The following is a 1855-nucleotide window of genomic DNA, read 5'->3' on the forward strand; positions in this document are numbered from 1 at the left end:
TCATGCAGCTCGGCGATCGCCTGGCGACTGCTTTCCTTGACCGTGTCGGCCACCGCGAACAGCGCCAACGGGCCGGAGCGGTCGAGCAGCAGCACAACGGTCTTGCCCTGGCGCTCCAGCGCATCCAGCTGGGTCTCGAGCTCGGGCGAGCACAGTCCCAGCTCCTCGACCAGACGGTGGTTACCCAAGTGGTAAACCTCGCCCGCGATGGTACCGCGCACGCCGCGCCCGGCCAGGGCGGCGAAGTCATCGACCTCGCTCAAGGCCAGGCCTTGCTCCTTGCCGAACTGGGCAATGGCGCGGGAAACCGGGTGGTCCGAACGCTCGCCCAGGCTGGCGGCCAAGGCTTGCGCGCGGCCTTCGAACAGCGGCTCCAGTACCTTGGCGTCGGTCTGCACCGGCTTGCCATGGGTGATGGTGCCGGTCTTGTCCAGGGCCAGGAAGTCCAGCTGGCGCGCGCCTTCCAGGTACACCCCACCCTTGATCAGGATGCCCTTGCGCGCGGCGGCGGCCAGGCCGCTGACGATGGTCACCGGGGTCGAGATCACCAAAGCGCATGGGCAGGCCACCACCAATAGCACCAGGGCGCGATAGATCCAGTCGAACCAGGCACCAGCCATGAACAGCGGCGGTATCACCGCAACGGCAAGAGCGATAGCGAACACCACCGGGGTATAGATGCGCGAGAAGCGGTCGACGAAACGCTGGGTAGGCGCCCGCGCGCCTTGCGCTTTCTCGACGGCCTTGATGATACGCGCCAGGGTCGACTGACCGGCAGCAGCAGTAACGCGGAACTCCAGCGCCCCTGCCTGGTTGATGGTGCCGGCGAACAGTTTATCGCCTACGGCCTTTTCCACCGGCAGACTTTCGCCGGTGATCGGCGCCTGATCGACACTGGATTGCCCGCTAGTCACCTCACCGTCCAGGCCAATGCGTTCGCCGGGGCGTACCCGCACCAGGGCACCGATGGCCACCTCTCGCACCTCCACTTCCCGCCACTGGCCATCGGCCTGGCGCACGGTGGCCATGTCGGGGGTGAGCTGCATCAAGCCGCCGATGGCGTTGCGTGCGCGGTCCAGCGAGCGGGCTTCGATCAGCTCGGCGACGGTGAACAGCACCATCACCATGGCCGCTTCCGGCCATTGGCCGATCAGCACTGCGCCAGTCACGGCAATGCTCATCAGCGCGTTGATGTTGAGGTTGCGGTTTTTCAGGGCGATCCAGCCCTTCTTATAGGTACCCAGACCACAGCCGAGGATCGCTGCCAGCGCCAACATCGCCACCGCCCACTCCGGGGCCAGCGCGGCAAAATGTACGATTTCGGCGGCGACAGCGGCAATTCCCGACAGCGCCAGCGGCCACCAGCGGGCCTTGGCCACTTGTGGTGGGCTGGCGGCGCCTTCGTCTTCGGCGCCCAGCGGTTCGGCTTTCATGCCCAGGCTGTCGATGGCCTGCTCGATTTCAGCGGTGCCGTCCAGGGTATGGCGAACGCCAAGCACACGGTTGATCAGGTTGAATTCCAGCTGCTCGATACCGGCCAGCTTGCCCAGCTTGTCCTGGATCAGGGTCTGCTCGGTAGGGCAGTCCATGGCCTCGATGCGGAAACGGCTGAACTGGGCATGGCTGCTGGCCTTTCCGCTCAGTTGGACCAAGGCTGGCGCAGCAGAGCTGCCACAGCAGCCGTGGGCGTGGTGATCGTGCTTGTGTTCGTGGCTGACAGGCTGGTTCATGGGGTCATCCTTAATTTGAGCCTGTTGCCAAGTGAACACCCTGTAGCCACTATAGGGTCAAGCCACTTGCTGGAGAATTTGCTGATGAAGATCGGAGAGCTGGCCAAAGCCACCGACTGCGCCGT

The 1855-nt window shown here is 64.9% G+C and carries 1 protein-coding gene; it reads right to left on the reverse strand.

What is annotated here, in order from left to right; translation table 11 throughout:
• On the reverse strand, positions 1-1730 hold a 1730-nt coding region (locus tag JV551A3_RS29790), incomplete at its 3' end, for a heavy metal translocating P-type ATPase (protein WP_133979363.1).
• Positions 1731-1855: the final 125 nt, after the last annotated feature.

The organism is Pseudomonas inefficax, from assembly GCF_900277125.1.
In the GTDB taxonomy this organism is placed as follows: domain Bacteria; phylum Pseudomonadota; class Gammaproteobacteria; order Pseudomonadales; family Pseudomonadaceae; genus Aquipseudomonas; species Aquipseudomonas inefficax.